The sequence below is a fragment of the Bradyrhizobium sp. RP6 genome (assembly GCF_003837805.1).
In the GTDB taxonomy this organism is placed as follows: Bacteria; Pseudomonadota; Alphaproteobacteria; order Rhizobiales; family Xanthobacteraceae; genus Bradyrhizobium.
Window position 1 is genome coordinate 188155 of the sequence record NZ_RQIT01000003.1, and the last position, 26004, is coordinate 214158.

General features: G+C 64.4%; 22 protein-coding genes and 1 pseudogene. 11 read left to right on the forward strand and 12 right to left on the reverse strand.

Annotated elements, in window-relative coordinates:
- The first annotated feature begins 124 nt into the window (after positions 1–124).
- The 3 genes from EHH60_RS09780 (at position 125) to EHH60_RS09790 (ending at position 2851) form a co-directional block, all read left to right on the forward strand.
- Positions 125–1498, forward strand: a complete 1374-nt coding sequence (locus EHH60_RS09780) for a leucyl aminopeptidase family protein (protein WP_124159256.1) — start codon at positions 125–127, stop codon at positions 1496–1498.
- Positions 1491–2345, forward strand: a complete 855-nt coding sequence (locus EHH60_RS09785) for a C40 family peptidase (RefSeq protein WP_124159257.1) — start codon at positions 1491–1493, stop codon at positions 2343–2345. Before EHH60_RS09780 ends, EHH60_RS09785 begins: the two co-directional genes overlap by 8 nt.
- A 179-nt stretch (positions 2346–2524) precedes the next feature.
- Positions 2525–2851: a BA14K family protein gene (locus EHH60_RS09790; RefSeq protein ID WP_124159258.1), complete on the forward strand. Its 327-nt coding sequence runs from the start codon at positions 2525–2527 to the stop codon at positions 2849–2851.
- 126 nt (positions 2852–2977) lie between these two features.
- Here EHH60_RS09790 and EHH60_RS09795 read toward each other — a convergent pair whose 3' ends face one another.
- The 6 genes from EHH60_RS09795 to EHH60_RS09820 all read right to left on the reverse strand — a co-directional run bounded on the left by EHH60_RS09795 (position 2978) and on the right by EHH60_RS09820 (position 11497).
- Positions 2978–4615 (reverse strand): ABC transporter ATP-binding protein, encoded by a 1638-nt coding sequence (locus tag EHH60_RS09795; RefSeq protein WP_199751386.1) that lies wholly within the window; start codon positions 4613–4615, stop codon positions 2978–2980.
- Positions 4616–4619: 4 nt separating this feature from the next.
- Entirely contained in the window at positions 4620–5801 is a 1182-nt protein-coding gene (locus EHH60_RS09800) for an ABC transporter permease (RefSeq protein WP_124159259.1), read from the reverse strand.
- Complete coding sequence (locus EHH60_RS09805; RefSeq protein WP_124159260.1) at positions 5801–6910, reverse strand: microcin C ABC transporter permease YejB; 1110 nt, start codon at positions 6908–6910, stop codon at positions 5801–5803. Before EHH60_RS09805 ends, EHH60_RS09800 begins: the two co-directional genes overlap by 1 nt.
- A 2-nt stretch (positions 6911–6912) precedes the next feature.
- Positions 6913–8799: an extracellular solute-binding protein gene (locus tag EHH60_RS09810; protein WP_124159261.1), complete on the reverse strand. Its 1887-nt coding sequence runs from the start codon at positions 8797–8799 to the stop codon at positions 6913–6915.
- A 14-nt stretch (positions 8800–8813) separates the two neighbouring features.
- Positions 8814–10730: an extracellular solute-binding protein gene (locus EHH60_RS09815; RefSeq protein WP_124159262.1), complete on the reverse strand. Its 1917-nt coding sequence runs from the start codon at positions 10728–10730 to the stop codon at positions 8814–8816.
- Positions 10731–10942: 212 nt separating this feature from the next.
- On the reverse strand, positions 10943–11497 hold the full coding sequence (locus EHH60_RS09820) for a c-type cytochrome (RefSeq protein ID WP_124159263.1): 555 nt from the start codon (positions 11495–11497) through the stop codon (positions 10943–10945).
- A 234-nt stretch (positions 11498–11731) separates the two neighbouring features.
- On the opposite strand from EHH60_RS09820, the gene EHH60_RS09825 reads away from it, so the two are divergent.
- The gene (locus EHH60_RS09825) at positions 11732–12472 is read left to right on the forward strand and encodes a 3-deoxy-manno-octulosonate cytidylyltransferase (protein WP_124159264.1); all 741 of its coding nucleotides are present in this window, start codon (positions 11732–11734) and stop codon (positions 12470–12472) included.
- A 37-nt stretch (positions 12473–12509) separates the two neighbouring features.
- Positions 12510–13367: a prephenate dehydratase gene (locus tag EHH60_RS09830; protein ID WP_124159265.1), complete on the forward strand. Its 858-nt coding sequence runs from the start codon at positions 12510–12512 to the stop codon at positions 13365–13367.
- Between the two features lie 134 nt (positions 13368–13501).
- Here the strand turns inward: EHH60_RS09830 and EHH60_RS09835 are convergent, their stop codons facing one another.
- Complete coding sequence (locus EHH60_RS09835) at positions 13502–14518, reverse strand: LLM class flavin-dependent oxidoreductase (RefSeq protein ID WP_124159266.1); 1017 nt, start codon at positions 14516–14518, stop codon at positions 13502–13504.
- Positions 14519–14895: 377 nt separating this feature from the next.
- On the opposite strand from EHH60_RS09835, the gene metF reads away from it, so the two are divergent.
- Complete coding sequence (metF, locus tag EHH60_RS09840; protein WP_124159267.1) at positions 14896–15807, forward strand: methylenetetrahydrofolate reductase [NAD(P)H]; 912 nt, start codon at positions 14896–14898, stop codon at positions 15805–15807.
- A gap of 5 nt (positions 15808–15812) precedes the next feature.
- Positions 15813–19658 carry a methionine synthase gene (gene metH, locus EHH60_RS09845; protein WP_124159268.1) on the forward strand — a complete coding sequence of 1282 codons (3846 nt, stop codon included), beginning with the start codon at positions 15813–15815 and terminating at the stop codon, positions 19656–19658.
- A gap of 365 nt (positions 19659–20023) precedes the next feature.
- On the opposite strand, the gene EHH60_RS09850 is transcribed toward metH, so the two are convergent.
- Complete coding sequence (locus EHH60_RS09850; RefSeq protein ID WP_124159269.1) at positions 20024–20653, reverse strand: glutathione S-transferase family protein; 630 nt, start codon at positions 20651–20653, stop codon at positions 20024–20026.
- 132 nt (positions 20654–20785) lie between these two features.
- A complete protein-coding gene (locus EHH60_RS09855; RefSeq protein ID WP_124159270.1) occupies positions 20786–21088 on the reverse strand; it encodes an ArsR/SmtB family transcription factor in 303 nt (100 codons plus the stop codon).
- Positions 21089–21115: 27 nt separating this feature from the next.
- On the opposite strand from EHH60_RS09855, the gene EHH60_RS09860 reads away from it, so the two are divergent.
- Both EHH60_RS09860 and EHH60_RS37995 read left to right on the forward strand, forming a co-directional pair.
- Entirely contained in the window at positions 21116–22090 is a 975-nt protein-coding gene (locus EHH60_RS09860) for a threonine/serine dehydratase (protein WP_124159271.1), read from the forward strand.
- 11 nt (positions 22091–22101) lie between these two features.
- Positions 22102–22329, forward strand: coding sequence for a hypothetical protein (locus tag EHH60_RS37995; RefSeq protein WP_245454443.1), 228 nt, complete (start codon positions 22102–22104; stop codon positions 22327–22329).
- 320 nt (positions 22330–22649) lie between these two features.
- Here the strand turns inward: EHH60_RS37995 and EHH60_RS09870 are convergent, their stop codons facing one another.
- Positions 22650–23375, reverse strand: coding sequence for an MFS transporter (locus EHH60_RS09870; RefSeq protein WP_245454454.1), 726 nt, complete (start codon positions 23373–23375; stop codon positions 22650–22652).
- Positions 23353–24111 (reverse strand): MFS transporter, encoded by a 759-nt coding sequence (locus tag EHH60_RS09875; RefSeq protein WP_124159273.1) that lies wholly within the window; start codon positions 24109–24111, stop codon positions 23353–23355. Before EHH60_RS09875 ends, EHH60_RS09870 begins: the two co-directional genes overlap by 23 nt.
- A 9-nt stretch (positions 24112–24120) precedes the next feature.
- Between EHH60_RS09875 and EHH60_RS38000 the strand changes: the two are divergent.
- Positions 24121–24198 (forward strand): annotated as a pseudogene (locus EHH60_RS38000) (hypothetical protein); the annotation flags it as partial.
- 61 nt (positions 24199–24259) lie between these two features.
- Positions 24260–25036, forward strand: a complete 777-nt coding sequence (locus EHH60_RS37480; protein ID WP_245454444.1) for a LysR substrate-binding domain-containing protein — start codon at positions 24260–24262, stop codon at positions 25034–25036.
- A 217-nt stretch (positions 25037–25253) separates the two neighbouring features.
- Here the strand turns inward: EHH60_RS37480 and EHH60_RS09890 are convergent, their stop codons facing one another.
- Entirely contained in the window at positions 25254–25847 is a 594-nt protein-coding gene (locus tag EHH60_RS09890) for a GNAT family N-acetyltransferase (protein WP_124159276.1), read from the reverse strand.
- Positions 25848–26004 lie beyond the last annotated feature (157 nt).

Sequence of the window (26004 nt, forward strand, 5' to 3'; positions counted from 1 at the left end):
GCCCCCTTGCGGCGAGTAGCGGTCGCCGAACGGTGACGGCAAAGCCCGATTGCAGCCGCGGCGAAACTCTGCGAAGTCTCGTTCGTTCGCATGACCCGCTTGATCTGACGATCCGGACCCGCCAATGCCCTCCATCTTCGAGACGTCGCCCACCGCCATCCCCATCACTTTCGTGACCAAATCGAGCTGGGATCGGGCCGCCGAGACGTTACCGCCAGCGCAACGCAAGTACGCCGCCGCGAGCGCCTTTGCCGCCAAGCCGGGCAGCTATCTGGCGCTGCCCGCGCCGGACGGGGCGATTGCGCAGGTGCTGTTCGGCCTCGAGGATGAGGGTGCAAGATCGCGCGACCTGTTCCGACCCGGCGCCCTGCCCGGTCTGTTGCCGCCGGGCGTTTATCGCTTTGCCAACGCACCGCACGATCCGCGGCTGGCGGCGCTCGCCTTCGCACTGGGCTGCTACCGCTTCGCCCGCTACCGCAAGGCTGATCGCCCCGACGTCCGGTTGGTGCCGCCTGACGGTGTCGACGCGGAGGAGATCGAGCGGATCGCTGATGCCGCAATGCTGGCGCGTGACCTCATCAACACGCCGTCCAACGACATGGGCCCGGAGGAACTCGCCACAGCCGCGCAAGCGCTCGCAACCGAGTTTGGCGCAAGCTTCGCCTGCACCATCGGCGAGGATCTGAAGACGAATTTCCCGCTGGTCCACGCCGTCGGCATGGCCTCCAGCCGCGCGCCGCGGCTGATCGACATCGGCTGGGGCGATCCTGATCATCCCAAGGTGACGCTGGTCGGCAAGGGCGTGTGTTTCGACACCGGCGGGCTCGACCTGAAGCCGTCGAGCGGCATGCTGATCATGAAGAAGGACATGGGCGGCGCCGCAAACGTGCTCGCGCTCGCGCGCATGGTGATGGACGCGAAACTGAAGGTGCGGCTGCGCGTGCTGATTCCGGCGGTGGAGAACGCCGTCGCCGGCAATGCCTTCCGCCCCCTCGACATCTTCACCTCGCGCAAAGGCATTACCGTCGAGATCGGCAATACCGACGCCGAGGGCCGGCTCGTCCTCGCCGATGCGCTGGCGCTCGCCGACGAGGAGAAACCCGACCTGCTGATCGACCTGGGCACGCTGACCGGCGCGGCGCGCGTCGCGCTGGGGCCGGATCTACCACCCTATTACACCAATGATGAGACGCTGGCCGCCGACATCGCGCGCTGCGCGGTGAAGGAGAACGATCCGTTGTGGCGCATGCCGCTGTGGCCGCCCTACGATGCCTGGCTGGACTCCAAGACCGCTACCATCACCAACGCGCCGTCCGGCGGCTTCGCCGGCTCGATCACCTGCGCGCTGTTCCTGCAGCGCTTCGTCGAGCACGCCAAAAGTTGGCTGCATGTCGACATCTACGGCTGGACGCCGTCGGCGAAGCCGGCGCGGCCAGAGGGCGGCGAGTGCCAGGCCGCGCGCGCCATCTACGCATTGCTGAGCGAGCGCTATGCATGATCCAAGATACGATCCAAGGCTGACGCCGGCGCGGGGCGACATCGCCGCGAAATATCTCGAAGGCAAGGTCGAGGCGGAGCGCTTCGTCACCGGGGAAGAATTCGAGGTGGTCGAGGCGATCGCGCCGATGCGCGAGCAGCCGTCGCCGAACGCCATGCTGATGACGGAGGCGCTACGCGGCGAGCGCGTCACCATCTACGACCGCAACGGCGAGGGCTGGGCCTGGGGCCAGCTCGATGGCGACGGCTATGTCGGTTGGCTTCCCGATGCGGCGCTCCTGAAGCCGGCGGCCGCGCCGACGCACAAGGTCAGCGCGCTGCGGACGTTTGCGTTCCCTAGTCCCTCGATCAAGCTACCGCCCGCCGACACGCTTGCGCTCGGATCAAAGCTCGCAATCATGCGTACGGACGGGGCGTTCGCGGTCACGCGGGAAGGAACGTTCCTGCCGAAGACGCACCTTGTTCCGCTCGATCATCGCGAACCGGACTTCGTCGCCGTCGCCGAGCGCTTCGTTGGCACACCCTATCTGTGGGGCGGCAAGAGCAGTTTCGGGATCGACTGCTCCGGCCTCGTGCAGGTGTCGCTGACATCGGCAGGCATCGGCTGCCCGCGCGACAGCGATATGCAGCTGGCCGGACTCGGCCGCGCGCTGGAACCGCACGAGCAGGGCAGCTTGCTGCGCGGCGATCTGATCTTCTGGAAGGGCCACGTCGCCATCGTCCGAGATGCCAGCACCATGGTTCACGCCAATGCCCATCACATGGCGACCGTGATCGAACCGATCGAGCCCGCGATTGCGCGGATCAGGCAGGCCGGCAGCGAGGTCACCGCGATCAAGCGACTCTAGCGGGCCTGCCTCGACCACTGCCTCTCGTTCCACAAACACACGACGCTTTCTGTGTTTGAACGACAGCATTGGGCCGGGTAGCAAGTTTGGGCTCACGGCGAGCTTGTTGACCGCACCATGTCGATCCACATCTCACCGCACCGGCAGCACGATGCACCGGCTGGTGATGGAGATCGACTATGACTGGACTCAAGATTCTCGCTGCAGCGGCTTTGCTGTCGGGCCTGACCTTAAGCACCGCCTACGCGCAGTCCGGCTTTGCAAGCAGCCATCCGGATACTTACGAGGCCGAGTACCCCAATCGCAATCTGAATGGCACACTGACGCCGGCAGGTCGGATCGGCCTCGAGTTGCCGGATGGCGCGGCTCCTTCTCGGAGGGTGGACAACGCCCTGGCTCGCACGAACGGCGCCGCCTTGCGTTCTTGCGCGGAGCGCTACCGATCCTACGATCCGGCAACGAGCACCTACTTCGGTCGGGACGGCCGCCGCCATCTCTGCAGGTAACGGCGTGAACTGCGGACCTGCATCCGTGGCAGGATTCGAGGCGACGCCGAGGCGGCGCCTCGAATCTCCCGAGCATTTCGCCTTCGCCCCGGGACGGACAGGTCGCAGTCCCAGCAATGACGACAGCTACGTCGCGACCGAGCCATTCCCCGCCGTTTCCAGCCGGAACGCAGCCGCGAACAGGGCGCGCGTGTAATCCGTCTTCGGATTCTTGAACAACTCCGCGGCCTGGCCTTCCTCCACCACCTTGCCGCCGCGCATCACGATGAGATGGCTGGCGAGCGAGGCGACGACCCGCAAATCGTGCGAGATGAACATGTAGGTGAGCTCGCGCTTGCGCTGGAGCTCGCGCAAGAGGTCGACCATCTGGGCCTGGAACAGCATGTCGAGCGCGCTGGTCGGCTCGTCCAGCACGACGAAATCCGGCTCCAGCACCACCGCGCGCGCGATGCTGATGCGCTGGCGCTGGCCGCCGGAGAATTCATGCGGATAGCGGAAGCGCGTCTCAGGATTAAGCCCGACATCCTCGAGTGCCTTGACGACGCGCGCCTCGCGCTCCTCGCGCGACAGCTTCGGCTGATGCACGGATAGACCTTCGGCGATGATGTCGGCGACCGACATGCGCGGTGAGAGCGAGCCGAACGGATCCTGAAACACAATCTGCATGTCGCGCCGGAAGGGCCGCATCTCCTTGAAGCGCAGGCCCTGGATGTCCTTGCCCAGGAACACGATGCGCCCGTTCGAGGAGATCAGCCGCAGCAATGCGAGCCCCAGCGTGGTCTTGCCCGAGCCTGATTCTCCGACGACTCCAAGCGTCTCGCCCTTGCGCACGGCGACGCTGACGCCATCGACCGCCTTGATGTGGCCGACCGTTTTGCGCATCAAGCCGCGCTTGATCGGAAACCAGACTTTGAGATCATTGGCGGACATCACCACCGGCGCATCCGGCTGCGGCGGCGCTGGATCCGGCTTCGGCTCCGCCGCGAGCAGGTCGCGCGTATAGGGATGCTTCGGGGTCTTGAAGACCTGCTCGACCGGCCCCTGCTCGACGATCACGCCGCCCTTCATGACGCAGACGGTGTCGGCGATGCGGCGGACGATGCCGAGATCGTGGGTGATGAACAAGAGGCTCATGCCGAGCCGCGAACGGATCTCGGCGAGAAGCGCCAGGATCTGCGCCTGCACGGTGACGTCGAGCGCCGTGGTCGGCTCGTCCGCGATCAAGAGGTCCGGTTCGTTGGCGAGCGCCATCGCGATCATCACGCGCTGGCGCTGGCCGCCGGAGAGCTGGTGCGGATAGCTCTTCAGCCTCGTCTCGGGCTCGGGGATGCCGACCTGGGTCAGCAACTCCAGCGTCCGCTTGCGCGCCTGCGCATTGCTGGTCGGATTGTGCAGCTGGATGATCTCGCCGATCTGCGCCTCGATCGTGTGCAGCGGATTGAGCGAGGTCATCGGCTCCTGGAAGATGATGGAGATGTCGCTGCCGCGAATCTCGCGCATCTGCTGCTCGGAGCGGTCGATCAGCTCCTGCCCCTTGAAGCGGATGCTGCCCGAGGGATGCGACGCGTTCGGATAGGGCAACAGCTTCAGGATCGAGAGCGCGCTGACCGACTTGCCGGAGCCGGACTCGCCGACCAGCGCCACGCATTCGCCGCGCTTGATCTGGAACGAGACGTTGTCGACTGCGAGCGTGGTGGCGCTGCCCTGGTGGAAGGCCACCGAAAGGTCGCGCACGCTGAGCAGGGGCTGGTTGATTGCGTCCATCGCCTTACCTGAACGTCTTGCGCGGATCGAAGGCGTCGCGCACGGCCTCGCCGATGAAGATCAACAGCGACAGCATGATCGCAACCGAGAAGAAGCCGGAGAAGCCAAGCCAGGGTGCCTGCACATTGGACTTGGCCTGCGACAGCAATTCGCCGAGCGAAGGCGATCCCGGCGGCAGGCCGAAGCCCAGGAAATCGAGCGCCGTCAGCGTCATCACCGAGCTGGACACAATGAAGGGCAGGAACGTCATGGTCGCGACCATCGCGTTCGGCAGCAGGTGGCGGAACATGATGACCGGGTTGGAGACGCCGAGCGCCCGCGCCGCCTGGATGTATTCGAAGTTGCGCCCGCGCAGGAACTCGGCCCGCACGAGGCCGACCAGCGAGACCCAGGAGAACAGCAGGAGGATGCCGAGCAGCACGAAAAAGCCGGGCACGAGCACCGAGGACAGGATCAAGAGAAGGTAGAGCGAAGGAATCGCCGTCCAGATCTCGATGAAGCGCTGGAAGATCAGGTCGACCCGACCGCCGAAATAGCCCTGCACCGCCCCCGCCGCGATGCCGATGACAGACGAGACGATCGTGAGACAAAGTCCGAACAGCACCGAGATGCGGAAGCCGTAAATCAATCGCGCGACCACGTCGCGGCCCTGATCGTCGGTGCCGAGCCAGTTATATTCGAGGTCGCGGCAGCTCTTCAGCCCCTTCTTCTCCACCACCGGCTGACACTGCTTCTCCGTCAACATCCAGGTCGGCGGCGACGGCGCCGGCGTCGGCAAGTCGAGATTGTGAGTATCGTAGGAATAGCGGATCAGAGGCCAGACGATCGTGCCGTTCTTGTCCTTGATGAGCTTCTGCAAATAGGGATCGCGATAGTCGGCCGCGGTTTCGAAGTCACCGCCGAAGGTCGTTTCCGAATAGGTCACGAAGGCGGGCCAGTAGAGTCGGCCGTCGAACTTGATCAGGAAGGGCCGATCATTGGCGATCAGCTCGGCGAACAGCGAGATCACGAACAGGCTGATGAAGATCCAGAACGACCAGTAGCCGCGCCGGTTGGCCTTGAAGTTCTGCCACCGTCGCCTGTTGAGCGGCGAAGGCGAGAACGGCTTACGCGTGATCGGCACCGAATCGCCGAGCGGCGATTTCGCCGTGGTTTCGATCGGCGTCGTTGGGGCGGCCAGCGTCATCAGACCTCCCGCGCCTCGAAATCGATCCGGGGGTCGATCCACATATAGGTCAGGTCGGAGATCAGGTTGATCACGAGACCGACGAGCGAAAAGATGTAAAGCGTACCGAACACCACGGGATAGTCGCGGTTGAGCACGCTCTCGAAGCTGAGCAGCCCCAGCCCGTCCAGCGAAAAGATGGTCTCGATCAGGAGCGAGCCTGAAAAGAAGGCGTGGATGAAGGTGCCGGGGAAGCCGGCGATCACGATCAACATCGCATTGCGGAAGACATGGCCGTACAGCACCCGGTTCTCACTGCACCCCTTGGCGCGCGCGGTCATGACGTATTGCTTGCGGATCTCGTCCAGGAACGAGTTCTTGGTCAGGAACGTCATGGTGGTGAACGCGCCGAGGCCCATGGCGATGAGCGGCAGCGTCAGATGCCAGAAATAGTCGATGATCTTCCAGTACCAGGGAAACTCCGACCATCCGTCTGACGTCAACCCGCGCAGCGGAAACCAGTTGAAGAAGGAGCCGCCGGCGAACAGGATGATCAGAAGAATGGCGAAGAGGAATCCGGGAATGGCATAGCCGAGCACGAGGACGGTTGATGTCCAGGTGTCGAGGCGCGTACCGTCATTCATCGCCTTGCGGATGCCGAGGGGGATCGAGATCAGATAGGTGATCAGCGTCAGCCAGATCCCGAGCGAGATCGAGACCGGCAGCTTCTCCTTGATGAGCTGGATCACGCTGACATCGCGAAAGTAGCTCTTGCCGAAATCGAAACGGGCGAAATTCCAAACCATCAGCGCGAAGCGTTCCGGTGCCGGCTTGTCGAAGCCGAACTGCACCTCCAGCTTCTTGATGAAATCAGGATCGAGCCCCTGCGCACCGCGATATTTGGAATTGATGGCGTCGCCCCCGGCACCGACCTGCCCAGGCGCGCGCTGCGCAAAATCGCTGCCGCCCGAAATGCGGGACGTGCCGCCGGTATCGGCGCCCGAGAGCTGCGCGATCACGCGCTCGACCGGGCCGCCCGGCGCGAACTGCACGACGACGAAGGACACGAAGAGGATCCCGAGCAGCGTCGGGATCATCAGGAGGAGGCGGCGGGCGATATAGGCACTCATGGCTATTTTGCCTGCTCGAGCTTGGCCGCCTTGGCGGGTTCATGCCACCAGATGTCGGGCGCGCCGACGCCGTTGGCATAACGCGGCAGCTTCTGCGGATGGCCGAACTGGTCCCAATAGGCCAGCCGGTGCGTCTTGTTGTACCATTGCGGCACCCAATAGCGGCCGGCGCGGAACAGCCGATCGAAAGCGCGGCAGGCGACGGTCAGCTCTTCGCGGCTGTCAGCCGACATGATTCTCTCGATCATGGCGTCGATGGCCGGGTTGGCGATGCCCGCGAGATTGTACGAACCCTTGGTGTTCGCGACCTGCGAGGAGAAGAACGAGCGCATGGCGTCGCCCGGCGTCGCGGACATGCTGAAGCGCTGGATCGTCATGTCGAAATCGAAGTCGTCCTGACGCGCCCTGTATTGCACGGGATCGACGAGGCGCACGTTCGCTTCAATGCCGAGCGTCCCGAGGTTTTTGATGTAGGGCGCATGATGCGGCTGGAAGGAAGGTTCGTCCAACAGGAACTCGATCTTGAACACCTCGCCATTCGGCAGCATCCGCTTGCCGTCCTTGATCGGCACGCCGGCTTCGTTCAGCAATTGTTGTGCCTTGCGCAACAGGGTGCGATCCTGCCCGGAGCCGTCCGTGACCGGCGGCGTGAATGGTGCGGTGAAAACGTCGTCCGGAACCTGGCCGCGAAACGGCTCCAGCAGCTTCAGCTCTTCCGGCGAAGGCGGCGCATTGCCTGCCATGAGGTCCGAGTTCTGGAATGGCGACACCGTACGGGCATACGCGCCGTACATGATGGTCTTGTTGGTCCACTCGAAATCGAAGGCGTTGATCAGGGCCTCGCGCACGCGCGGGTCTTTGAACTTGTCGCGTCGCGTGTTGATGAACCAGCCTTGCGCGCCGGACGGCGTATCGTCGGGCACGACCTCCATCTTGACGCGGCCATCTTTCACCGCCGGAAAGTCATAGCGCGTTGCCCATATGCGCGAGGTGAATTCTTCCCGATAGAGATAGCTCTTGCCGGTGAAACCTTCGAAGGCGACGTCGCGGTCGCGATAGAACTCGTAGCGCACGACATCGAAATTATAGCTGCCGCGGCAAACCGGCAGGTCGGCGGCCCACCAATCCTTGACCCGCTCGAATTCGATGTAGCGGTTGACCTCGAACCTGCCGACCTTGTACGGACCGGAGCCGAGCGGAACGTCCAGCGTCGATTCGTCGAACGACCGGGGCGTGTAGTACGCTTTCGAAAAGATCGGAAGGCCGGCGACATAGAGCGGCACATCCCGGGCGCGCCCCTTGGCAAAGGTGACGATGAGCGTTGCGTCGTCGATCGCTTCCGCGCTCACGAAGTCGCGCATGTTCACGACGATCAGCGGGTGGCCCTTGGCCTTCAGCGTCGTCAGCGAGAACGCCGCATCATGCGCGGTCAGCTTGGTGCCGTCGTGGAATTTCGCCTCCGGCCGCATCGTGAAGCGATAGACCAGCCTGTCCGGCGATATCTGCACGGATTTGGCGGCAAGCCCGTACATCGCGTCCGGCTCGTCGCTTGCCCGCACCATCAGCGGCGAAAACGTCATGTCCATGCCTTGCGCGCCGTCGCCTTTGAGAATGTAGGCGTTGAGCGAGTTGAAGGTCTGGTAGGACTGGTTATGCGATTTCGTCGACGGGATCAGCGAGAACGTACCGCCCTTCGGAGCGTCGACATTGACGTAGTCGAAATGATGGAAGTCGGCCGGATATTTGAGATCGCCGAACGCCGAGATACCATGCGCCTCGATCACCGCTTCCGACGCTCGCGCACCGTGCAGCAGCGGCGCGCCGACGGACGCCCCAAGGGCGCCGCCAACGCCCAAGACCAACACATGGCGGCGTGACATCTGCGTCATGCGGGGAATGTCCTTCACGACTTCTTTGCGATCCGCGCCGCCTTCTCTGCGTCGTACCACCAGATGAACGGGAAACCGGACTGACCGTATTTGGGCAATTCCGCCGGCCGGCCGAAGCGATCCCAGCGCGCCGTGCGCACCTTGTTGTAGGTCCACTGCGGCACGACGTAGTGATTCCACAGCAGCACGCGGTCGAGCGCCTTGGTTGCGGCCACCAGATCGTCGCGATCGGTCGCGTAGATCACCCGTTCGATCAACTTGTCGATCGCGGGATTCTTGATGCCGCCGATGTTGCGCGACCCGGCGATATCAGCCGTCTTGGACGACCAGAACTCGCGCTGCTCGTTCCCCGGCGACTGCGACTCGCCCCATGAGTTGGTGACGATATCGAAGTCCCACTCGCGCGTCCTGTTCTCGTACTGGGTCGGATCGACTGTCCGTACACTGACGGCGATGCCGAGCCGTTCCAGGGACGGCTTGTAGAACAGCGTGATCCGCTCGAAGCTCGGATCCTGGTTCAGCAACTCCAGTGAAAACTGGGTGCCGGTCTTGACGTCGATCAGCTTGCGGTCGCGCACCTCATAGCCGGCGTCCTTGAACAGGCGCAGCGCCTCGCGAAGATTCTCCCGAACGGCCTCCGGGCTGCCACCAACCGGATTGCTGTAGGGCGTCGTGAAGACCTCGGGCGGGACCTGAGCGCGGACGGTTTCGAGGATCTCGAGCTCCTTGCCCTGCGGCAAGCCAGTTGCCATGAGCTCCTCGATGCCGTCGAAATAGCTGCTGATACGCTTGTACTGACCGTAGAAGATCTGCTTGTTCATCTCCTCGAAGTCGAAAGCGTAGTTGAGCGCACGACGCACGCGGGGGTCACTGAACTTGGCGCGCCGCAAGTTCGGCACGAAGGCCTGCATCACGCCCGAGCTGCGATTGACGAATTCCTCGAGGATCACGCGCTTTTCGCTCACGGCCGGGAAGTCGTAGGCCGTCGCCCAGCTCTTGGCGCTGTTCTCGGTTCGCCAATCGACCTGATCGGCCTTGAAGGCCTCGATCGCGACAGTGGCGTCGCGGAAATACTCGTAGCGCAGCTCGTCGAAATTGTTGCGGCCCACATTCGCGGGAAGGTCGCGGCCCCAATAGTCCTTGACGCGCTCCAGGGCGATCGACCGTCCCGCTACGAACTCCTTGACCCTGTAGGGGCCGGAACCGAGCGGCACTTCCAGGGTGGTGGCGGAGACATCGCGCTTGCGGCCCTGCGCGTCCGTCCCCTCCCACCAATGCTTCGGCAGGACGGTGAGCTGCCCGACGATCTGCGGCAATTCGCGGTTACCGGGCGCGTCGAATACGAACTTCACCTCGCGCTCACCGACCTTCTCGGCCTTGACCACATGGCTGTAATAGGCCGAATACATCGGGTGATGCTTCTTGAAGGAATCGAGCGAGAAGATCACGTCCTCCGGCGTGACGGGTTTGCCGTCATGCCATTTCGCCTGCGACCGCAAACGATAGGTGACGAAGGAGAAATCGTCCGGGTGGCTGACCGCTTCGGCCAGCGCACCGTACTCGGTCGAGACCTCGTCAAGCGAGGGCGTCGTGAGGGATTCGTAGATGAAGGCGACGGCACCGGCGACCTGCCCCTTCACACCTGATACGACGATGTTGAAATTGTCGAACGTGCCAACGGCGATCTGGCGCGCGATACCGCCTTTTGGCGCATCCGGATTGACGTAGTCGAAGCGTTTGAAGTCGGCGGGGTACTTGACCTTTCCAAACAGCGACAGTGCATGGCGCCAAGGCAGCCCACTCGAAGGCAGCTCATTGGAAGACTGCGCTTCGGCCGTGCCGACGACGGGAACGCCCGCGACGGAACCGAGGGCGGGGAGCGCTGCGGCCGCAGTGCCGGTGAGCAGAAGATCGCGTCGGGTAATGGCCAAATCAACATCCCTGTCTTGAAGGAGCTTCTCCTTTAAGTTTCCAATATAGGCGAGGTTTCGACGGAAAATATGTTGCTTTTTCCTCATCTTGGAAGACTGGACTGCCTGGCAGATGCGGCCAAACGCCCCGATAACGTCGTCGCGAGGCCCGAATAGCGAAACGGCCAGGCTTTTCAGCCTGGCCGCATGTTCCAAAATCGGGCTTTGAGGCCTTACTTCGAGGCCGTCGGCAGCGGCTGAGGATGCTCCGACAGCGAGTTCAGGTAGGCAATGACGTCGGCGCGCTCGGAATCCTTGGCAATACCGGCAAACCCCATCGCGGTGCCAGGAATGAAACCCTTCGGATTGGCGATGAACTTGTTGAGGTCGTCGAACGTCCAGTTGCCGCCCTTGGCCTTCATCGCGGCGGAGAAGTTGAAGCCACCGTGGCCCTGGCCCTTTGGTTCGCCGACGACGCCATAGAGGTTCGGGCCGACCCGATTCGGGCCACCCTTCTCGAATGTGTGGCAGGCGCCGCACTTCTTGGCGGCCGCCGCGCCCTTCTCGACGGAGGCGGTCTGGAGCAGCTTCTCGATCGGCTCGGACGATGCGGCGGCAGCGGCGCCTTCCTTGCCGTGGCCGGCATCTTCCTTCACGGCAATCTCGAAGCCCGGTTTTTCCGGCATCTTGGGGGAGAACAGCGCACTCGCGGTGAAGCTCGTCACCAGCAGGAAGAGGCAGGTGCCGAGCACGGCACCGAGAATCTTGTTGAGTTCGAAAGAGTCCATTTCCGGCCAGGCCCCACCGCAAGAAGGAAACAGCGGCCCAAGCGGCCGCCAGGACGAGCCTCGGGAGAATCAAAGCGTTCCTTATTGTTTCCCCGAGTTTTGCCATTGAGATATCGGTTTGCCCGGGGTCTGGCAACCCGTATAAGCGAGCCGGCTTTCAGCCCGTCCCCACTCCATTTCTCGGCGCGGAAAACGCCCCGTTTCCAGGCTCTTGACCCCAGACCTTTGAACCCAATGATCGATCCTCGCATCCTGGTGCTGATCCCGGCCCGCATGGCCGCCACCCGCCTGCCGGGCAAGCCGCTCGCCGATATCGCGGGATTGCCGATGATCGTGCATGTGCTGCGCCGGGCCGAAGCCGCTGCAATCGGCCGGGTCGCGGTAGCAACCGACACCGACGAGATCGCCTCCGTGGTGACTGCCCATGGCGGCGAGGCGGTGATGACCCGCGCCGACCACCCCTCCGGCTCCGATCGCATTCACGAGGCCATGCAGAAGCTCGATCCCGAGGGCAAGACCGAGATCGTGATCAATCTCCAGGGCGATTTCCCCACCATCACGCCGGCGACGATCCGCGAGGTGCTGCCGCCCTTCGACGACCCCGCGGTCGACATCGTCACATTGGCCTCGCAGATCCACACCGAGGAGGAGGACCGCGCGCCGAGCGTGGTCAAGGCCATCGGCTCGCCGATCGGGCCGAAGCGGTTGCGCGCACTTTATTTCACCCGCGCCACAGCCCCTTACGGCAACGGACCGCGATACCACCACATCGGCCTCTATGCCTATCGCCGCGCGGCGCTGGAGCGGTTCGTGTCGCTGCCGCCTTCGTCCCTGGAACGCCAGGAGAGCCTGGAGCAGCTCCGGGCGGTGGAGGCCGGCATGCGCATCGATATCATGATCGTCGACAGCGTACCGCGCGGCGTGGACACGCCGCCCGACCTCGAAACCGCGCGCAGCATCCTTTCCAAATCCTGAGCCGCTGCTACAAGGCCGGGCAGGAGCACTTCAAAACATGAGCAAGCTGAAAATCGCATTCCAGGGCGAGCCCGGAGCCAATTCCCATATCGCCATCGTCGAGGCCTATCCCGACGCCGAACCGATGCCCTGCGCCACCTTCGAGGACGCGCTGTCGGCGATCTCATCGGGCGAGGCCGATCTCGGCATGATCCCGATCGAGAACTCGGTCGCCGGGCGCGTCGCCGATATCCATCACCTTCTGCCGGCCTCCGGCCTCTTCATCATCGGCGAATGGTTCTTGCCGGTCCGGCATCAGCTGATGGCGGTGAAGGGGACCAGGCTCGAAGACATCAAGAGCGTGGAGAGCCATGTCCATGCTCTCGGCCAGTGCCGGCGCATCATCCGCAAGCTCGGCATCAAGCCGATCGTCCACGCCGACACCGCCGGCAGCGCCCGCGACATTTCCGAGCGCAAGGACAAGACCGTGGCCGCGATCGCCTCGCGCCTTGCCGCGAAGATCTACGGCCTCGACATCCTCGCCGAGGACATCGAGGACGAGGCGCACAATACCACGCGCTTCGTGGTGCTGGCACGCGAGCCGAAATGGGCGCCCCAAGGCGCGGGCCCGCTGGTCACCACTTTTGTGTTCCGGGTGCGCAATTTGCCGGCCGCGCTCTACAAGGCGCTTGGCGGCTTTGCGACCAACGGCGTCAACATGACCAAGCTCGAGAGCTACATGGTCGACGGCAACTTCTTCGCCACGCAGTTCTATGCCGACGTCGACGGCCACCCCGATGACAAGGGCCTTGCCTTCGCGATCGAGGAGCTGAAATTCTTCTCGCGCGAATTCCGTATCGTCGGCGTGTATCCGGGACATCCGTTCCGCGCGACGTTCAGCGAGACGCAGGATTAGCGGCGTGTCCCGGACGAGCGAAGCGCGAGCCGGGACGCAGGGGCTGCAAGACTCCGGACTGCGATGGGCCCCGGCTCTGCAACGCACCGCTGTAGAAGCGCTGCGCTGCGTCCGGGGCACGAGAGCGGCCTAGACTATTCCGCCTGCTTCGCCAGCCCGAACGCCTCCGCCAGCAGCGAATACGATTTCTTGCGCGCCTCGTGATCGTACACGGCGGTGATCACCATCAGCTCGTCCGGCTTGCTGGCGTAGATCAGCGGCTGAAGCTTCTTCTGCACCGTTGCGGGGCTGCCGACGAACAGGCGCGAGCGGTTGCGCAAGATCGAGGTGCGCTCGGCGTCCGTATACGGATAGGCCATCGTCTCCTCGACGCTCGGCAGCGGCAGATATTGACCGCGGTCACGGCGCAGCCGATTGAGGTCAAAGGAAGAGGCGAGCCTTTCGGCCTCCTCGTCGGTATCGGCCGCAATGACGGCGACCGCGAGAATGGCATGCGGACTCGCGCACCAGGCCGAGGGCTGAAAGCGATTGCGGTAATGCACCATCGCATCGATCGCGTCGTGGGTGGCGAAATGATGGGCGAAAGCGAAGCCCATGCCGATTTGGGCGGCCAGTTCCGAGGAATAATCGCTGGAGCCGAGCAGCCAGATCGGCGGCAACCTGGTGTCGTCGGGCATCGCGACGACGTTGTTGTAGGGGTGGCCCGCAGGAAATTCGCGGGTCTCCCACAGAATCAACTCGTGCAGACGCTCCAGGAAATCGTCGCCCTCGCGCCGATCGAGCCGGCTGCGCAGCGCATAGGCCGTGGCACCATCGGTGCCCGGCGCGCGGCCGAGGCCGAGATCAATCCGGCCGGGAAACAGCGCCTCCAGCATCTTGAAGCGCTCGGCCACCACCAGCGGTGCGTGGTTGGGCAGCATCACGCCGCCGGAGCCGACGCGGATGTGCTTCGTCACCGCTGCGATCTGCCCGATCATGATGTCGGGCGCAGGACTCGCGACCGAAGCAAGGTTGTGATGCTCAGCGAGCCAGTAGCGGACATAACCGAGCCCGTCGACGTGGCGCGCCAGATCGATGCTGTTGCGCAGCGCCGCGGCGGGCTTGGTGCCCGTGGTGACGACGGAGAGGTCAAGAACTGAGAGCGGGATCATGGTGCGCTAGCGTAATGGATGACCGTGCGGCGGCAATTGCGGGCTGCGCAGGGCTGACGGTATGGACGAGCGGGCCGCCTCAAGAGAGGTCCGTTGGGCCAAATTACGTCTTAAACACCGTAACTTCATACTGCCCACAGCCAAAACCGACAGGGTCAAGGCGCATGAAATCAAATAACATATTATATTATAACTATATTTAGTCTCTGTAGCGATCTTCCCACAATAGAGCAATCTAGGTCTATAAATTGAAGGCATCGGCTTGATAGTGGGCTATTTCCCATCATCGATGGGCTGTCGCGCAACCTGTCTTTGCCCTATCTTGGGCACTCCCAAGCCAGACCGCGGGGCCGGCGGAAATTGGAGCGAGTGGTGCCATGACTGACGTGACGACGCCTGCGACAGCCGACGGGCACCTGAAGCGGCCGGCGATCTCCTTCGAGTTCTTTCCGCCCAAGACCGAGGAGATGGAGCGCAATCTCTGGGACACCATCAAGCGGCTCGCCCCGCTCGAGCCGAAATTCGTCTCGGTGACCTACGGCGCCGGCGGCTCGACCCGCGAGCGCACCCATTCCACCATCGCGCGCATCCTGAAGGAAACCGCGCTGCTGCCCGCGGCGCATCTGACCTGCGTCGGCGCCTCGCGCGGCGAGATTGACGAGATCGTCGACCGCTATCACGAGGTCGGCGTCCGCCACATCGTGGCCTTGCGCGGTGATCCCGTCGGCGGCATCGGCACGCCCTATTCAAGCCATCCCGACGGCTACCAGAGCTCGGCCGAGCTCGTCGCCGGGATCAAGAAGCGGCACGGCGATATCGAAATCTCCGTTTCCGCCTATCCCGAGAAGCACCCCGAAGCGCGCGACTTCGATGCCGACATCGACACGCTGAAGGCCAAGGTCGAGGCCGGCGCGACGCGCGCGATCACCCAGGTGTTCTTCGACAACGACCTCTACTTCCGCTATCTCGATCGCGTCCGTGCCCGCGGCATCGACATCCCGATCGTGCCGGGCATCATGCCCATGCACAATTTCAAGCAGGCGCGCAACTTCGTCACCCGCGCCGGCACCACCGTGCCGGACTGGTTCGCCGCGAAATTCGACGGCCTCGATGACGACGCCGAGACGCGCAAGCTGGTGGCCGCGACCGTCGCGGCCGGCCAGGTGCAGAAGCTCGCCAAGCACGGCGTCGACACCTTCCACTTCTACACGATGAACCGCGCCGATCTCGTATTCGCGATCAGCCATTTGCTCGGCATTCGCGTCAAGACCGCCCAGAAGGCTGCGTAACACAAATGACCTTACCCGTTTCGCCCAAGCGAACCGCCCTCCTCGACGCCGCGCACGAACGCATTCTCGTGCTCGACGGCGCCATGGGCACGATGATCCAGAACCTCCAGCTCGACGAGGCCGCCTTCCGCGGCGAGCGCTTCAAGAACTTTCATCGCGACCTGCGCGGCAACAATGATCTCCTGATCCTGACCCAGCCGCAGGCGATCGAGGACATCCACGCCGCATACTTGCGCGCCGGCGCCGACATCGTCGCGACCAACACCTTCTCCACGACCTCGATCGCGCAGGCCGATTACGACCTCACCGACATCGTCTACGAGATGGCGCGCGAAGGCGCCCGCCTCGCCGGCTACGCGGCGCGCCGCGTCGCGGCCGAGGACGGCAAGCCGCGCTTCGTCGCCGGCGCGATCGGCCCGACCAACCGGACCGCCTCGATCTCGCCCGACGTTTCCAATCCCGGCTACCGCGCCGTCACCTTCGACGACCTACGCAAATCCTATGGCGAGCAGATCCGCGGCTTGCTCGACGGCGGCGTCGACCTCTTGCTGGTCGAGACCATCTTCGACACGCTCAACGCCAAGGCGGCGCTCTATGCGATCGCCGAGATCACCGAAGAGCGCGGCATCGACCTTCCCGTGATGGTGTCGGGCACCATCACCGACAAATCCGGCCGCCTGCTCTCGGGCCAGATGCCGGAAGCGTTCTGGAATTCGGTGCGGCACGCAAAGCCCATCACCATCGGCTTCAACTGCGCGCTCGGCGCCGAAGATCTGCGGGCGCATATCGCCGATATCGGCCGTGTCGCCGATACGCTCGTCTGCGCCTATCCCAATGCCGGCCTACCCAACGAGTTCGGCCAGTATGACGAGACGCCCGAATACATGGCGCGCCTGATCGGCGAGTTCGCCCGCGACGGCCTCGTCAACATCGTCGGCGGCTGCTGCGGCACCACACCGGACCATATCGCGGCGATCGCCGCCGCAGTCGCTCCGCACAGGCCGCGCATCGTGCCGGAGATCGAGCCTCGCTTGAGGCTCTCCGGCCTCGAGCCGTTCGTGCTGACGGACGCGATCCCGTTCGTCAACGTCGGCGAGCGCACCAACGTCACGGGTTCGGCCCGCTTCCGCAAGCTGATCACGGCCGGCGACTACACCGCCGCGCTGCACGTCGCGCGCGACCAGGTCGAGAACGGCGCGCAGATCATCGACGTCAACATGGACGAGGGCCTGCTCGACTCCGAAGCCGCTATGGTGACCTTCCTCAACCTCGTCGCCGCCGAGCCCGACATCGCCCGCGTCCCCGTCATGGTCGATTCCTCGAAATTCTCCGTGATCGAGGCCGGCCTGAAATGCGTGCAGGGCAAGCCGGTCGTCAACTCGATCTCGATGAAGGAGGGCGAGGAGAAGTTCATTCACGAGGCGAATATCGCCCGCCGCCACGGCGCGGCCGTCGTGGTGATGGCGTTCGACGAGGTCGGCCAGGCCGATACGTTCGCGCGCAAGACCGAGATCTGCAAGCGCGCCTACGACATCCTGGTGAACCGCGTCGGGTTCCCGCCCGAGGACATCATCTTCGATCCGAACATCTTCGCGATCGCGACCGGCATCGAGGAGCACAACAATTACGGCGTCGACTTCATCGAGGCGACGCGCTGGATCCGCCAGAACCTGCCGGGCGCGCATGTCTCCGGCGGCGTCTCCAACCTGTCGTTCTCGTTCCGCGGCAACGAGCCGGTTCGCGAGGCCATGCACTCGGTGTTCCTGTATCATGCCATCAAGGCCGGCATGGACATGGGCATCGTCAATGCCGGTCAGATGATCGTCTATGACGACATCGATCCGGAGCTGCGCCAGACGTGCGAGGATGTCGTCCTCAATCGCGATCCCGGTGCGTCCGAACGGCTGCTGGCGCTCGCGGAGAAGTTCCGCGGCAAGAAGACGGAAAGCAAGGAAGCCGATCTCGCATGGCGCGAATGGCCGGTTGAGAAGCGGCTGTCGCATTCGCTGGTGCACGGCATCACCGAATTCATCGAGCAGGACACTGAGGAAGCCCGCAAGAACTCGTCCCGTCCGCTGGACGTGATCGAAGGCCCATTGATGGCCGGCATGAACGTGGTCGGCGACCTCTTCGGCGACGGCAAGATGTTCCTGCCGCAGGTGGTGAAGTCTGCCCGCGTGATGAAGCAGGCCGTCGCTTACCTGATGCCGTTCATGGAGGAGGAGAAGGCGCGTAACCTCGCCAGCGGCATCGGCACGGAGGGCTCCTCGTCCGCCGGCAAGATCGTGCTCGCGACGGTGAAGGGCGACGTCCACGACATCGGCAAGAACATCGTCGGCATCGTGCTCCAGTGCAACAATTTCGAGGTCATCGACCTCGGCGTGATGGTGCCGGCGGCGAAGATTGTCGAGACCGTGAAGGCGGAGAAGGCCGACATCGTCGGCCTGTCCGGCCTGATCACGCCCTCGCTCGACGAGATGGCGTTCTTCGCTGGCGAACTGCAGCGCGAAGGCCTGAGGCTGCCGCTTCTGATCGGCGGCGCCACCACGAGCCGCGTTCATACCGCCGTGAAGATCGATCCGAGCTATCGCGCCGGTCCCGTCGTGCACGTCAACGACGCCAGCCGCGCGGTCGGTGTTGCCTCCGCGCTGCTCTCGCCCGAGAAGCGCGAGGCTTACGCCGCCGAGGTGCGCGCCGAATACGCCAAGATCTCGGAAGCGCATCTGCGCGCACAGGCCGACAAGAAGCGGCTGAAGCTGGCTGACGCCCGCGCGAACCGCGTGCCGGTCGACTTCGCCAAGAGCAAGCCGGTGAAACCGACCTTCCTCGGCATCAAGAGCTTCGACGAGTACGATCTCGCCGAGCTCATCCCGTACATCGACTGGACGCCGTTCTTCCAGACCTGGGAGCTCGCCGGCCGCTTCCCCGCCATCCTCGACGACGCCAAGGTCGGCGAGGTCGCGCGCTCGCTCTACGACGACGCGCGCAAGATGCTCGACACCATCGTCAGGGAAAAATGGTTCCGGGCGCGCGCGACGATCGGCTTCTGGCCGGCGAATGCGCAAGGCGACGACATCGTGCTCTATGCCGACGAGAGCCGGACCAAGCCGATTGCGACGCTGCACACGCTGCGCCAGCAGCTGGAGAAGCGCGAGGGCCGCTTCAACGCCGCACTGTCCGATTTCATCGCGCCCGCGGGCGTGCCCGACTATATCGGCGGCTTCGTCGTCACCGCCGGGATCGGCGAGGATGCCGTCGCCGACCGCTTCAAGATGGCCAACGACGACTACTCATCGATCCTGTGCAAGGCGCTGGCCGACCGCCTCGCCGAGGCGTTCGCCGAACGCATGCACGCCCGCGTCCGCCGCGAGTTCTGGGCCTATGCACCGGACGAGGCACTCTCGAACGAGGAGCTGATCCTGGAGAAGTACTCCGGGATTCGCCCCGCGCCCGGCTATCCCGCGCAACCCGACCACACCGAGAAGGCGACGCTGTTCGAGCTGCTCGACGCCGAGAACACGGCCGGCGTGAAGCTGACCGAGAGCTTTGCGATGTGGCCGGGCTCGTCCGTCTCAGGGCTCTATTTCGCGAACCCCGAGAGCTATTATTTCGGTGTCGGCAAGATCGAGCGCGACCAGGTCGAGGACTACGCGGCGCGCAAGGGCATGACGGTGGCAGAAGCCGAGCGCTGGCTCGCGCCGGTGCTGAACTACATTCCGTCGCGAGAGGACAAGGCCTTCCCGGCAAGGCCGGCGAACGACGAGATGCCGAAAGACCTCGCCTCGCATCCGCCAGGCTGCACCTGCGCCGTGCACCTCGTCTGGCAGAAGAAGCGCGCGGGGGCGGGGTAGACGCCGCCGAAACACAAACGTGAAAAACAACCCCATGCACAGTAGCGATGGGGTTGAAAAGGCTTGAGGATGTTCGGTCTTGCCGAAATCCCGTTGCGGCGTCGGGCAAAACAGGGGTAGTATTGCAACATCGGCTGCTGTGGCCACTGAAGCAAGCCCGTGGCGGATGCATTTCACTCTTCCGACGCGCTCAATGCTCATCCTCCGCTGGAGGGGGAAGATCGGTTCGCATGCAGCGAAGCGGAATGCGGACCGAGGTGGGGTGACGGTCTCTCCACATCCAACACTCCCCGTGCGGAGAGATCACCCCACCCCGCTCGCGCTTCGCGCGATCGACCCTTCCCCTCCAGGGGAGGGTAAGCGCTTCATCCCTTCGGCGGGGCCAGCGGCTGCACGATCTCCTTGAACGGGGCCAGTGCCTCGCAACGCTCGCTATGCGCCGCGAGCGCCGGATAGCGCGACGCATCGAACAGCTGCGGATGCGCTTCGCGGGTGAAGCGGACGACGCAAGCCACCGCGACGTCGGCATGACCGATACGATCACCCAGCCAGTACGGCGTCGTCACCCCGGCGCGCTCGGATTCCAGCACCTTCAGCACGTCCGCAATCTGCGCCTGGCAGCGCTCGACCCACAGCGCGAGCTGCTCCTTCCGCAGCACGCGCTCGTAGAGCAGGCTGACCGCCTTGTCGCCGAGGCCGGAGGCGAGCGCGCAGATGCGCAGATGCCTGCGCCGTTCGGCACCGTCGCGCGGCAGCATCGCCCGCCCCTCGCCGACCAGCTCGTCGAGACAATCTAGGATGATCGTGCTCTCGATCAGCGCCTCGCCGTCGTCGAGCACCAGGGTCGGCACGCGGCGCAGCGGATTGTACGGAGCGATCTTGTCGGCATCGCCGAAGGTCGACCACGGCCTGTGCTCGAAGGCGAGCCCGTAGAGCCGCAGCGCAATCGCGACGCGGCGGACGAAGGGGGAATCATATTGGCCGATCAGGAACATGGTTCTCGCTCTTCTCGATCATTGAACAAGGCAGGGCCGGTCAGTCTCCACGATCAGCTCGGCGCGACGCAACAAAAATCTCGGAAATGGAGCATTGCGCCGGCTGCAACGACGCCCGCGAAGGCCTTGCGCTCAAAGGCCGTCCTGGATCGAGCGCTTGATCGCGGCGATGGCGGTCTCGTTGCGCTTGTACATCGTCCACTGCTTGATCCGCTTGGCGCGCACCAGCTTGGCTGATGTCAGCACCCGCATGTGCTCGCTCAATGTGGGCGCGCTGACGCCGAGCTTTTCGGCGATCAGCAATCCGCAGACGCCGTCCTCGACCAGGTCGCCATCTTCCTGCTCGCGAAAATGCTTCCGCGGATCCCGCAGCCATTCCAGGATCTGCAGGCGGCGTTCGTTGGCGAGCGCGCGCAAGGCGACGGCAAATTTCATTTAGCCATTTTGCTAATTACCTAATTGATGTCAACGCTTCCTTGCGCTATCCTGGACGACATCATGACAGCGACCATGGACATTACGCGGGCGCGGATTGCGGCGACCGAGCCGGTCATCCGTCCGCATATCAGGCGCACGCCGCTCGTTCAGGCCGATCTCGCCCTGCCGGCCGCGCCCGTCACGTTCAAGCTTGAGATGCTGCAGCATTCCGGATCGTTCAAGGCGCGCGGCGCCTTCGCCAACCTGCTGCTGCGGCAGGTGCCGCAGGCCGGTGTCGTCGCCGCATCCGGCGGCAATCACGGCGCGGCTGTCGCCTATGCGGCGCAGCGGCTCGGCATGCCCGCCACGATCTTCGTGCCCGACATCACCTCGCCCGCCAAAGCCGAGCGGATCAGGGGATATGGCGCAAAGCTCGTGATCGCGGGCAGCCGCTACGCCGATGCGCTCGCCGCGAGCGAGGCGCATGTCGCGCTGACCGGCGCGCTGGCCGTCCATGCCTACGATCAGGCCGAAACCCTGCTCGGCCAGGGCAGCGTCGGACTGGAATTGGAGCAGGACGCGCCCGGCATCGACACGCTGCTGGTTGCGGTCGGCGGCGGCGGGCTGATCGGCGGCCTTGCGGCGTGGTACGCCGGCAGGACACGCATCGTTGCGGTCGAGCCGGAGCAATCGCCGACCCTGCATGCCGCGTTCGAGGCGGGCGCCCCGGTCGATGCGCCGGCTGGCGGCATCGCCGCCGACAGCCTTGCGCCGCGGCGTGTCGGCGAGCTGATGTTTCCGGTCGCACGGGCTCATGTCGAGCGCGTCGTCCTGGTCAGCGACGATGCGATCCGGCAGGCGCAGGCCGCGCTGTGGTCGCACTTGCGCCTCGTGGCCGAGCCCGGCGGCGCAGCTGCCTTTGCCGCGCTGCTGTCCGGCCGCTATCGTCCTTCACCTGCCGAGCGCGTCGCAGTTCTGGTCTGCGGCGCCAACACAACGGCGGTGAATTTCGATAGCTAAGTGTGAATGACATGACGGGATTGCGCGGACTGATCCTGATATCGATCCTGCTGCCGATGATCGTCGCCGCCCATGCCCAGGACCGCCTGATCGGCTTCCAGGCGCGGTCAAACAACATCGCCTGCCAGTTCTTCAGCGACAACGGTCAGGGCGTGCTCCGCTGCGACATCATGAACATGGACGCGCGCCCGCGCCGGCCCGCCGATTGCGAGCTCGACTGGGCCACACATTCGAGATGAGTGCTGCGGGGCGCATCTGCGCTGGCGACACCGTGATGGACGCTTCGCTGCCGGTGCTCGCCTATGGCGAGGTGTGGCAGCGCGGGGATTTACCTGCCGGTCGGAGCAGACCGGGCTGACGTGCTTCAATGCGATGCAACGGGGGTTCTCCTGGCGCGGGGAAAGCAGGGGCTGCTTTGAGACAGAAGAGCTGAAAGCCTTCCTGCGGAGCGTCGGCGGAGGCAATGAAATCGTGCCCTTGACTGATGAGGATCGACCGGATTGGGAAGGACGGTCTCCGGCGCGACATGGACGCCGCAACCAGACCATATTTCATGCGCTCATCGATCGGCGGGAAGCAGGAAAAGTGCTGCAAGGACGCCCAAGACTGCTGTTGACGCCGCGGTAGCAAAGATGGCCTCGAAGGCTTGCCCGCCACCAACTACGGCCAGCGCAGCGATCCCAAGCGCGAAGCCACCCTGCCGCGCCACGATCGTCATGGCAGAGGCCATGCCGGAACGGTCTGGCGGGACGAGCGCAAGCATGGCACCCGAAAGTTGCGGGTGGGCGAGCGCCGCTCCGCTGCCGATCGCGACCATGCCCGCGAGCATAAGGCCGAGGGTCTCGGCCGTATCTGTACGCCGGAGCGATGCAAATAAGAGGAGATTACCGACGGCGAGCATCGCGAAAGAATGCGCGAAGTGCCAGCGCCAACCGATGCGCATGACGAGGTAGCCGCCAATTGGCGGCACGATCAGCATCGGCGCCGTTGCGGCGAGCAGCGCGAGCCCAGTACGATTGGCTTGCCACCCGAATGCGCTCTGCAGCGCTGGCGGCAGATAGACAAGGATGGCCCAGTAGCTGACGGAGACCGCAATCAGCAGCAGGCCGACACCGATCATCGCGGGTGTCCCGAACACGGTCGGGTCGAGGAGCGGCACGGCGCGCCGACGCTGTTGCAGGGCGAATCCTGCCAACAGCAGAAGTGCCGCGCCGCCGAGGCTCGCAGCACCAATCATGTCGGCGCGTATACGCAACGTGGCGTCAATCAGTAGCGCAAGTACCATCGTCAACAGGCCGGCGCCGGCAATATCGAGCGCGCTTCTCCACGGCCTGGCTCTCCGCCACGAGCCGCGGCACCACAATGATCAGAGCCACGCAGAACGGCATGTTGATGAAGAAGATCCAGCGCCACCCGGTCCAAGCCGTGATCACGCCACCGAGCGTCGGCCCTACGGCCATCCCAACACCGGAGACGACTCCCAACAAGGCGAACACACGCGCTCTGACGGCGGCATCCGGGAAGGCGCTGGCGACGAGCGCCAAGGCGCCTGTGACGACGAAGGCTGCGCCAATCCCTTGCAGACCTCGGGCGAGCCACAACGACGGACCGTTCCACGCAAGGCCGCAAGCAAGGGAAGCGACAAGGAAGATCGCATTGCCGGTCAGCAAAGCGCGGCGGCGGCCGAAGCGATCGGCGATTGCCCCAGCCGCCAGCAGCATGCCCGTGAAGGCAAGCGAATATGCATCGATTACCCACGCCGTCGCGGCCATGCCAAAGCCGAGGGTATGCTCCATCGCCGGCAGCGCAATGACGACGGCGGTGACGTCGAGATTCGTGAAGAATGCACCGAGGCCGAGCGTCAGGGCAACGGAAAGATCACGAGCGGATAGCGAGGGTGCCGTCTTCACAAATCCTCTTCCGATAAGTGCCGCGCAGAAGCGCTGCGATGCCCGCTGGTTATCATCGGTATGCGCTCGTGGCGTATGCCGAGTGTTCAACTCAGCATGAATCTCCTTCATAATGCCGGCATGACCGCCCAACCTCCATTCGATGCCCTGATTGCCTTCGAAGCCGTGCACCGGCTCGGCAGCGTCACCGCTGCAGCAAGCGACCTCGGCGTGACGCAGAGCGCAGTGAGCCACCGGTTGCGCCGGGCTGGAAGACTTTATGGGTTTGCCACTGCTGATGCGGACTTCGGGCGGCATGCGGCCGACGCCCGCCGGCGAGGCGCTTGCATCCGGTCTCGCAGAACTCCTCACCGGCCTCGGAGAGCTACGCGCGCGATGCCGCGCTGCGGCCAGCGATGGCCCACTACGCGTCGGCGTCAGCACGGCGCTTGCGGACTATTGGCTCGTCGCACGCCTGCCGATGTTCAAGGCCCCATCGACGCCGATCGAACTGATCATCGTCGAGAGCACGGCGCAAGCGATTCACCTCGATCTCGACATCACGATCCATTGGCTCCTCGAGGGCGAGGCACGCGAGACCTCGACGCAGCGCGTGCTGTTCCGCGAGCAGGTCTTCCCCGTTTGCCACGCGCGACTATTGCCGTCCGCGCCGCTCGACAACCCGATGCGCATTGCCGCGCTGCCGCTGATCCATAAGGGAGCTGGCGAAGACGCGAACGCGGGAACGGAGTGGTCCTGGTCGACGTGGTTCGCGCGGCTTGGCCTCAACGCGCCGCCGCCGGTTGGACTACGTTACGCCAACATGGCGACAGCGATCGGTGCCGCACTTCAAGGCAGTGGCGTCGTGCTAACGCGCTCACTCCTCGTGCGCGACGCGCTCACCGACGGCCGCCTCGTGCGCGTGCTGCCTGAGACCTGGGACATGCCGTCGACGAAGGTACACCTCGTGCGCTGGCCCGCGGTCTTGGCAAGTGATGCTCGGGTGAAGGCATTCGTTACATGGCTCTTGGACGAAGCCGACTCATGCGTCCAATAGGAAGGCCCGCCCGGCACCCTCGCACGTTGGTGTGCTGACTGCCGCGTCGGCACGGCGTCGTTGTGAGCACAGCGACTCTGCGTCGTAGCTTAGCGCGGGAAGCAATGAAGAATCTCTTTCGGCAATACGAATCTGGATTGCTTCGCGGAGCCTGTCATCGGGCCGCGCTCTGCGCGGACCCGTTGGCTCGCAATGACGGTGTAGAGCCGGCTGCATGCTATTCGATGATCGGTACATGCCGCGCCGCATCGCGCGGCGCGGTGCCGTCGAGGCGCGGGTCAGTGGCGATCTCGATCTGGCGGCGGAACGGGCGGAAGCCGGAGCGCTGGTAGAAGGCGACGGCGGAGGGATGGTCGAAGGTGCAGGTGTGCACCCAGACACGGTGCACATCGCGTGACCACGCAATCTCCAGCGCGCGGTTCATCAGGAAGCGGGCGGCGCCGGTGCCGATCAAGGGTGCGGTGACGCCGAAATAGACCAGCTCGCATTGGCCGGGCTCGCGGAAGTCGAGCTCGAGCAGGCCTTCGTCGCGGCCGTCGAGGGCGAGGGCGTAGACTTCGATTCCCGGCGCGTGGATGATTGCGGCGAGCTCTGCATCGGTCATGCGGGCGCGCGAGAACCACAGCCAGTCCTCGCCGACGCGGCGGAGGATGTCGCGGTACCAGGGAAGCGCGGGGGCGTCGACCTTGCGCAGGGTCCAGTTGCCGGGGGGATCGTCACGGCGTGCCGGCGGCGCGGTCATCTCCAGATGGGTGACAACGGCGGCGATCTTGCCGTCGGGGACGTCGGAATAACCGTCGGGGAGGATCATGCTTGGTTGCTCCACGTCATCGCGAGGAATGCGAGAACTATCGCTACACGCTCCGTTGTCGTCCCGGACAAGCGAGCATAGCGAGCGCTGATCCGGGACCCATAGCCACAGGGAGTGGTTTGGCGAAGACTCTGAGTGCGGTACTGTTACCGCAGTC

Coding starts and splice junctions, on each gene's coding strand:
- EHH60_RS09780 (WP_124159256.1), top strand. CDS start 125: ATGCCCTCCATCTTCGAGACGTCGCCCACCGCCATCCCCATCACTTTC.
- EHH60_RS09785 (WP_124159257.1), top strand. CDS start 1,491: ATGCATGATCCAAGATACGATCCAAGGCTGACGCCGGCGCGGGGCGAC.
- EHH60_RS09790 (WP_124159258.1), top strand. CDS start 2,525: ATGACTGGACTCAAGATTCTCGCTGCAGCGGCTTTGCTGTCGGGCCTG.
- EHH60_RS09795 (WP_199751386.1), bottom strand. CDS start 4,615: ATGGACGCAATCAACCAGCCCCTGCTCAGCGTGCGCGACCTTTCGGTG.
- EHH60_RS09800 (WP_124159259.1), bottom strand. CDS start 5,801: ATGACGCTGGCCGCCCCAACGACGCCGATCGAAACCACGGCGAAATCG.
- EHH60_RS09805 (WP_124159260.1), bottom strand. CDS start 6,910: ATGAGTGCCTATATCGCCCGCCGCCTCCTCCTGATGATCCCGACGCTG.
- EHH60_RS09810 (WP_124159261.1), bottom strand. CDS start 8,799: ATGACGCAGATGTCACGCCGCCATGTGTTGGTCTTGGGCGTTGGCGGC.
- EHH60_RS09820 (WP_124159263.1), bottom strand. CDS start 11,497: ATGGACTCTTTCGAACTCAACAAGATTCTCGGTGCCGTGCTCGGCACC.
- EHH60_RS09825 (WP_124159264.1), top strand. CDS start 11,732: ATGATCGATCCTCGCATCCTGGTGCTGATCCCGGCCCGCATGGCCGCC.
- EHH60_RS09830 (WP_124159265.1), top strand. CDS start 12,510: ATGAGCAAGCTGAAAATCGCATTCCAGGGCGAGCCCGGAGCCAATTCC.
- EHH60_RS09835 (WP_124159266.1), bottom strand. CDS start 14,518: ATGATCCCGCTCTCAGTTCTTGACCTCTCCGTCGTCACCACGGGCACC.
- metF (WP_124159267.1), top strand. CDS start 14,896: ATGACTGACGTGACGACGCCTGCGACAGCCGACGGGCACCTGAAGCGG.
- metH (WP_124159268.1), top strand. CDS start 15,813: ATGACCTTACCCGTTTCGCCCAAGCGAACCGCCCTCCTCGACGCCGCG.
- EHH60_RS09850 (WP_124159269.1), bottom strand. CDS start 20,653: ATGTTCCTGATCGGCCAATATGATTCCCCCTTCGTCCGCCGCGTCGCG.
- EHH60_RS09855 (WP_124159270.1), bottom strand. CDS start 21,088: ATGAAATTTGCCGTCGCCTTGCGCGCGCTCGCCAACGAACGCCGCCTG.
- EHH60_RS09860 (WP_124159271.1), top strand. CDS start 21,116: ATGTCAACGCTTCCTTGCGCTATCCTGGACGACATCATGACAGCGACC.
- EHH60_RS37995 (WP_245454443.1), top strand. CDS start 22,102: ATGACGGGATTGCGCGGACTGATCCTGATATCGATCCTGCTGCCGATG.
- EHH60_RS09870 (WP_245454454.1), bottom strand. CDS start 23,375: ATGGTACTTGCGCTACTGATTGACGCCACGTTGCGTATACGCGCCGAC.
- EHH60_RS09875 (WP_124159273.1), bottom strand. CDS start 24,111: ATGAAGGAGATTCATGCTGAGTTGAACACTCGGCATACGCCACGAGCG.
- EHH60_RS37480 (WP_245454444.1), top strand. CDS start 24,260: ATGGGTTTGCCACTGCTGATGCGGACTTCGGGCGGCATGCGGCCGACG.
- EHH60_RS09890 (WP_124159276.1), bottom strand. CDS start 25,847: ATGATCCTCCCCGACGGTTATTCCGACGTCCCCGACGGCAAGATCGCC.